Origin of the sequence: Massilia sp. CCM 8734, from assembly GCF_011682155.1 — a bacterium.
GTDB classification, from domain to species: domain Bacteria; phylum Pseudomonadota; class Gammaproteobacteria; order Burkholderiales; family Burkholderiaceae_D; genus Telluria_A; species Telluria_A rubra.
In genome coordinates this window covers 96,440-102,587 of sequence record NZ_WHJI01000029.1, presented here as the reverse complement: position 1 = coordinate 102,587, position 6,148 = coordinate 96,440, and the positions used below count along the sequence as shown (strand labels likewise).

The 6,148-nt window shown below is 68.3% G+C and carries 4 protein-coding genes; all 4 read left to right on the top strand.

All coding sequences use genetic code 11. From position 1 onward, the window contains the following. Positions 1 to 658: 658 nt before the first annotated feature. The 4 genes from F2P46_RS23785 to F2P46_RS23770 all read left to right on the top strand — a co-directional run bounded on the left by F2P46_RS23785 (position 659) and on the right by F2P46_RS23770 (position 6,143). Positions 659 to 1,138 (top strand): glycine zipper domain-containing protein, encoded by a 480-nt coding sequence (locus F2P46_RS23785; RefSeq protein WP_166894849.1) that lies wholly within the window; start codon positions 659 to 661, stop codon positions 1,136 to 1,138. Positions 1,139 to 1,276: 138 nt separating this feature from the next. After that, entirely contained in the window at positions 1,277 to 2,278 is a 1,002-nt protein-coding gene (locus F2P46_RS23780; protein ID WP_166894847.1) for a serine/threonine-protein kinase, read from the top strand. Beyond that, positions 2,275 to 4,665, top strand: coding sequence for an FtsW/RodA/SpoVE family cell cycle protein (locus tag F2P46_RS23775; protein WP_166894845.1), 2,391 nt, complete (start codon positions 2,275 to 2,277; stop codon positions 4,663 to 4,665). The genes F2P46_RS23780 and F2P46_RS23775 overlap by 4 nt, the downstream gene beginning before the upstream one ends. Further along, the gene (locus tag F2P46_RS23770) at positions 4,626 to 6,143 is read left to right on the top strand and encodes a hypothetical protein (protein WP_166894843.1); all 1,518 of its coding nucleotides are present in this window, start codon (positions 4,626 to 4,628) and stop codon (positions 6,141 to 6,143) included. Before F2P46_RS23775 ends, F2P46_RS23770 begins: the two co-directional genes overlap by 40 nt. Positions 6,144 to 6,148: the final 5 nt, after the last annotated feature.

The window sequence follows — 6,148 nt, the reverse complement described above, 5'->3', positions numbered from 1 at the left end:
GCCACCGGCACTGCCGACCGAAGCCGGCATCAATATGCCAAAAGCGACAATCCTGGGAGATGTTCAGACTGAAAAATGCTCCCTAAACTAATTGCAAAACCGGTCTCAAATAGTTTGACACGCTCCGGACCCTCGTACTGCGGATGTCGAAAACGCCTATCCCCGAGTGCTTGGCGGCAGGGCCATCAGGCAACTGAATTTGCCGGTCCAGTTCCTCTCTGCCCTTGCCAGGGAGCGCCCGCCGGAAACGGTGGTGGAGCCATCCAACATGGCCGAAGTCAGGACAACATTAGCCACGCGGAAGTCAAAACTTGGTTAAGTTCGATGTAACTGAAGAAACGGGGTTTTTATGCTCACTTCAGTATCTGGGATCCCCTTGCTCGGCAAGGCGGGGGCGACATACCAAATTGCGGCCAAGGGTCCATATGGCCTCGTCGTGGTTTGCGCCGTTGTCGCCGCATGACACGAGTGACGAAAAACAACCCGGCCGCTTAGCGTGCCGGTGATATGAGGATGGTTTGCCTGCCTTGTTACACTGTTCCCGCATTTGTAAGTTTATGTATTAAGAATGGAATTCCCATGAAGCCGGGATATAGTGGAGTCATGCCCCAGCGCTTGCGTGATCATCCCGATCTCGGTTGAGGCCAAAGGAAACGCTATGTTGAACACAAAATTTGCTGGTGCGGTGGTTCTGGCCGCAGCGGCCATCTCCTCCACAGCAATGGCTAGCGACCGTGGCGTCAATACGGCAATCGGCGCCGTCGCCGGCGCAGCCCTCGGCAACAGCACCGGATCGCGCAACGGCGCCCTGGTCGGCGGCGTGCTCGGTGCGGTGGTCGGCAATTCGATCAGCACCCGTGAGCGCGACAACAACCGAGGCTACTACGACAACCGTTATGACAATCGCTACGAAACCCGCTACGAAGAGCGCCGTTATGAGCGCCCGTACCGTGAACCGGCGCCCGTGTATGTCGAATCGCGCAGCTATTACCAGCCAGCCCCGGTGTATTACGCACCGCCTCCACGCTACTACGGTCCACCGGCGGTCGTGTATGTTGAACGTGGTCGCGGACATCGCCATGGTTACGGCCATGGACGCGGTCGCGGATACGGCCACGGGTACGGGTACGGCCGTTAATCAAGCGTAGCTTTCCCAGGTTTGCCCGGGCACGAGATTCTCGTGCCTTTTTTCGTTTACGTGCGTTGAGGCGCCCGTTTCCCCTCCCCCTCCGCTATCGCTTGCTGACGGCACTTGCCGGCGCCTCTTGGGGAAAGCATGGAAACAGCGGACGCGATCATCGCACTTGGCGCGGGCCAGTACCGCCTGTGCGGCCAGTTGGGCGGCTCCGCCTACGGCGTGGTGTGGCGCGCCACTGGGCCGGCCGGCGACGTGGCGCTCAAGCTGGTCAACCGCGCACAGATGGCGCGCGCCCATCCCCTGCAGCAGGAACGCTGGATCGCCAGCGCCCGCAACGAAATCGCCTTCCTGCGCTCGCTCGCGCCCTGGGACGAGCGCCATGTGGTGCGCCTGCTCGACAGCGGCGAACACGATGGCTTGCCCGTCATGGCGCTCGAGCTGCTCGACACCGATCTTGGCCGCCATATCGCCATCGAACGCGATGCCGGACGCCCGATCACAAAGACGCAACTGCTCGACTGGCTCGGGCAGATCAACCAGGCGCTGGCCAAGGTCCACCAGTACGGCTGGTCGTACCTGGACCTGAAACCGGCCAATGTGCTGCTCTCGCGCCGGCACGGCAGCGTCAAGCTGGCCGATTTCGGCACCAGCCGCCCGTTGGCCGACGGCCACGCCAGTGCGTACGCCGGCACGGCCAGCTGGCAGGCGCCGGAACAGTTTTTCCCGGACCCCAGCGGCTACCACACCGACGCCCGCACCGATTATTTTGCCCTCGGGGCGCTGTTCTACTATCTGGTCACCGGTGGCTTGCCGCTGCGCTTTTGCAGCGAGTGCGGCCAGGCGTATCGCGAGCACCGTGGCGACGGTGCGGCCATGCTGCTGGCACGCCACGGCAATCGCCCTCCGCCCACCCTGCACGAGGATGAAGCGGCGCATTTCGCACGGGCCTTCGGCGCCCAGGCCGACGCCGGCACCTGGAGTCCGGATAGCGCCCCGCACGATGACGGCGCGGCCGAAGCGCTGCTCCTGCTGCGCGCGCTGCTCCATGCCGACCGTGCGCAGCGCCCGTGCCACGCCATGCAGATCAGCCGCATGCTCGGCGCCATCCGCGCCGCCCTGCCGGCGAGCGAGCGGCCATGAGGCACTTCGCGGACCGCTCGCCCGGGTTCATCCTCACCGCCGCCCTGCTCGCGGTGCTGTGCCTGTTGCAGCTGGTGTGCCTGTGGCGCGCGCCGCCGGCCTGGTCGCCCGAGCGTATTTCGGTGCTGCTGCTGCCCGGCGAGTCGCTCACCCTGGGCAGCGCCGAACTGGCCGCGCCGCAAGCCGACAACGCCCATCTGGCCCTGCGCCGCGCCGCCGACGGCCGCTGGTGGGCCAGCAACGTCAGCGCCGGCAAACAGGTGCTGCTGCAGCGCGACGGCGCCGACCGCCGCATGGGCTCGAGCGCACTGCGCGCCGGCCAATTGTTCCGCATTGGTGCGGCGCGCTTCGATGTGGGAGACGCCAACGCGCGCCAGGTCGCCTTCTCCGGCCCCGGCGCCCAGTGGCGCTACGACGGCGCCACCCTGTACCGCAACGACAGCGCGCAGCCGGCCTGTCCCGACGCCGGCGTCGCCGCGCGCACCATCGCGCTGTGGAACCGCGCCATGCCGCAGGCGTTGACGGTGGCGCGTCCACTGACCTTTGGCGGCAATCTGTATTGCGGCAACCGGCTTGGCATCGCCTATGTGGAAGGCGCCAGCGCCACCATCGCACGCACCAAAGATGGCCTGCTGCTCGCGGGCGCCGCCGACCGCGCGCCGCTCCTGATCTCGTCAAGTGCCGGCCAGGTCGACCTGGCGCGCCGTGCGGAACCGCTGGCCGGCGTGCAAACGCTGGTCGCAGGCCGCACCCGCCTGGGTGTGCGGATCGACGATGGCGTGCTGCACCTGCTGCCGCAACGCCATGTGGCGCTGTATGCCGACGCCGATGCGCTGCTGCCGGCGCAAGTGACGTGGCAGTGGAAAAAACGCGGCCTGTGGACGCTGCCGGCCGGGCGGGCGTGGTCCGTTGCGCTGGGCCTGTGCCTGTTGCTGGCCGTGGCGGCGGCCATCCAATGGCAGCGCGGCGCCTGGCCTTTTACGCGCGCTACAAGCCAGGCGGTGCGCGCGGCGGCGGCAGGCAGCGCGCTGCTGGTCATCGCCGGCGTGGCCGCGCTGCTGTCGCAACGATCGGGCAGCGCGCCGGGAGTCGGCTGGTCGATGCTGCTGGCCTGGGCCGCGCTGTGGGGCTGCCTGCTGCTGCCGGCGCGCCTGACCCTGGCCAGCGCCGCCGGCGTGCTGCTGCTGGCGGTCGGCCTGCTGGCGCAGCTCGAACTCGGTTTCGGCGGCGCCGAATCGGCCGCGCTGCGCTACTTCCAGAAGTCGGTGGCGCTGCTGGCGATCGGCCTTGGCATCGGCGCGCACCTGCGCCTGCGGGCATGGGCCGCCGCCCCGGCCATGCCGCAGGCCACCCTCGAATGGGTGCTCGCCCTGTTTGCGCTGGCGGCCCTGGGCGCGCTCCTGATGCAGGTCGTCTTCGGCGACGAAACCGGCGTGTTCGACTTGCAGCCGGTCGAATTTGCCAAGCTGGCCTTGACCGCGCTTACCGCGCACTGCCTCGCCATCGGCCTTGGCTGGCACGCGGACATGCCGGAGCAGTCGAGTCCCGCGCGGCGGTCGCTGCGCCTGGCCGCGCCGGTGCTGCTGTTCGCCGCCCTGCTCGGGCTGGCCCTGGTCCAGGTGGACGATTATTCGCCCCTGATCCTGTTACTGGTGTGGTGCATGGCGATGGCCCTGGCCTGGTCGCTCGCCACCCGCACCCACGGCGCCACCGCCGCCTTGTTCGGCGTCGCTTGCGTGGCCGCCGGCGGCATCGCCTGGCTGCGCGGCGCCGGCGTGGCCGAGGTGGCGCAATGGGGCTTTTACGCCGACCGCTTCCTGGTGTGGCTCGACCCGGCCCAGCATCCGCATACCGGCCAGCAGTTGCTGCTGGCCGCGCGCGCCATCGCCGAAGGCGCGTGGTGGGGCGCCGACAGCCGGCTTGGCCTGGGCGCCATGGGCCAGGTCGGCGGCAGCGCATTGCATATCCCGGCGGTGCAGGATGACTTTGCGCCCTCCTTCTTTTTGAACCGCCACGGCTTGCTGGGCGCACTGGCGCTGTGGGCCTTGCAGGCGCTGTTTTTGGTCGGCCTGCTGCAAACGGCGGCGCGCGCCTTTGGCGCGAGCGAGCAAACGCGCGACTTCCGCCAGGCCTGGCTGTGGCGCTTCCGCTGCTTCGCCCTGTGCGGCGGCGCGGCCTTCGTGCTGGGCCACTTTTTGCTGTCGTGGGGGACCAACCTGGCGATCTTCCCGATCATGGGCCAGCCCATGAGTTTTCTGTCGGCCGGCGGCAGCCATCTGCTGTTTTTCATCTGCCCCCTGCTAACGTTCAGTGCAATCAGTGCGCAATCATTCGAGGAGAATCAACCATGCCGGTCTACGTCCAACATGAAGTCCTGGGCAAGGTGAACGATGTGTTCAACGCCGAAACCCTGTGGCAGGCGCCCGGCCTGGCCCTGTTCTCGCGCCGCCCGCTGCTGCGCGACCTGCTCGAACGCTCCCCGCGCGAGCACCGGGGCCGCGCTCCCACACGCTGCTTCTCGCACATCACCCTGATGCTGGCGCAGGACGAAGTCGACGACGACCGCCACCTGACGCGCGGCGCCCGCGTGCGCGACCTGGCGCAGTCGCTCACGGCCCTGCACCAGAAAGACTTTGGCGACCTGCTCGGCAGCGACGACGTGCGCTACGACGTGGTGGGCACCGATGCGCTCGAACCCGGCCAGGTGGAAGTCAAGTTCGGCCACGCGGTCTACCTGCCGGCCGCCGGCGAGCAGCCCTTGTATACAGTGGAAACCTCGCGCGACAGCGCCATCTGGCAGGCGGTGTGCCCGATCTACCCGCAACAGCGCCTGGCGCTGATCGGTCACGACGCCGACCTGGCCAGCCACGCGGTACCAAGCTGGCCGTTCGGCACCGTCGGCGCCATTTTGCTCGTTAACGATGGTCCCGACGCTCCCATCGAGGTGCAGGTGCGGCCCAAGGGCGCGTTCGACTGCGTGCTCGATGCGCTCAGCGGCCAGTACCTCGTCACCGCCAGGGGCGACCCGGCTGCGCGCCTGCTGATGCGGGTGCGGCGCGCCGGTTCGGCTCCGATCCCGGCTCCCTCAGCCAAGCCGGCCGCCGTGTGGAAGCCGCGCGCTCCCGCCGGCATCGACAGCGGCGACACCGCGGTGCCCTTCAGCCACCGCCCGGCCGCCGCGCCGGTCGAAAGCGACGCCACCTACGCCCCGCTGGCGCGGCAACGGGTCAGCCTGGTCGGCCTGGCGCTGCCCTGCCTGTCGCGCTACCGCGACACCGGTGCGGTGTCGATGGAGATCGGGCTGGCCCCGTCGCTGCTGCTGGCAAGCGACGGCGAAGCGGCGGCCCTGACCTTCGGCGTCAATGCGGACGACCAGTTGTACGCGCTCACCAGCACCGGACGCCAGCCGATTGCGGCGCCAGCGAGCTTCACGCCGGTCGACGCGCGCACGGTCGAACTGCTGGCGGTCGCACCAGCCATGAGCGACCGATACTGCGCCGTGCTGCGCCTGCCGCACCCGATCGCCGCGCCCGTCGCCGGCGGTGCGCGCTTTGCCTTCGGGCGCAGCGCGCCCATGCTGGCCGCGCTGCGCGTGCTCGATTCGCCGCGCTTCCTGCACCTTGTGAGCGGGGCGGACAGCGCCAGCGCCGACCGCATTGGCCTCTCGCGCAGCGCCTTCAGCTTCGAGGCGGAGCCGAACGGTTACCTGATCGGGCGCCTGTCCGCCACCCAGGCGCTGTATCACCTCGACGACAAGCTCGCTTTTGTGGCCAGCATCGGCGAAGCGAGCGTTGAGCAACCGTACAAGCTGCCTGCCGGTCACCATCTGGTGGCGGGCCACTACGTGCTGCGTTTCGACGCGTAAGGACA

Bases quoted from the DNA above. Each gene is read 5' to 3' on its own strand.
- F2P46_RS23780 (WP_166894847.1), top strand. From the start codon at position 1,277: ATGGAAACAGCGGACGCGATCATCGCACTTGGCGCGGGCCAGTACCGC.
- F2P46_RS23770 (WP_166894843.1), top strand. From the start codon at position 4,626: ATGCCGGTCTACGTCCAACATGAAGTCCTGGGCAAGGTGAACGATGTG.
- F2P46_RS23775 (WP_166894845.1), top strand. From the start codon at position 2,275: ATGAGGCACTTCGCGGACCGCTCGCCCGGGTTCATCCTCACCGCCGCC.
- F2P46_RS23785 (WP_166894849.1), top strand. From the start codon at position 659: ATGTTGAACACAAAATTTGCTGGTGCGGTGGTTCTGGCCGCAGCGGCC.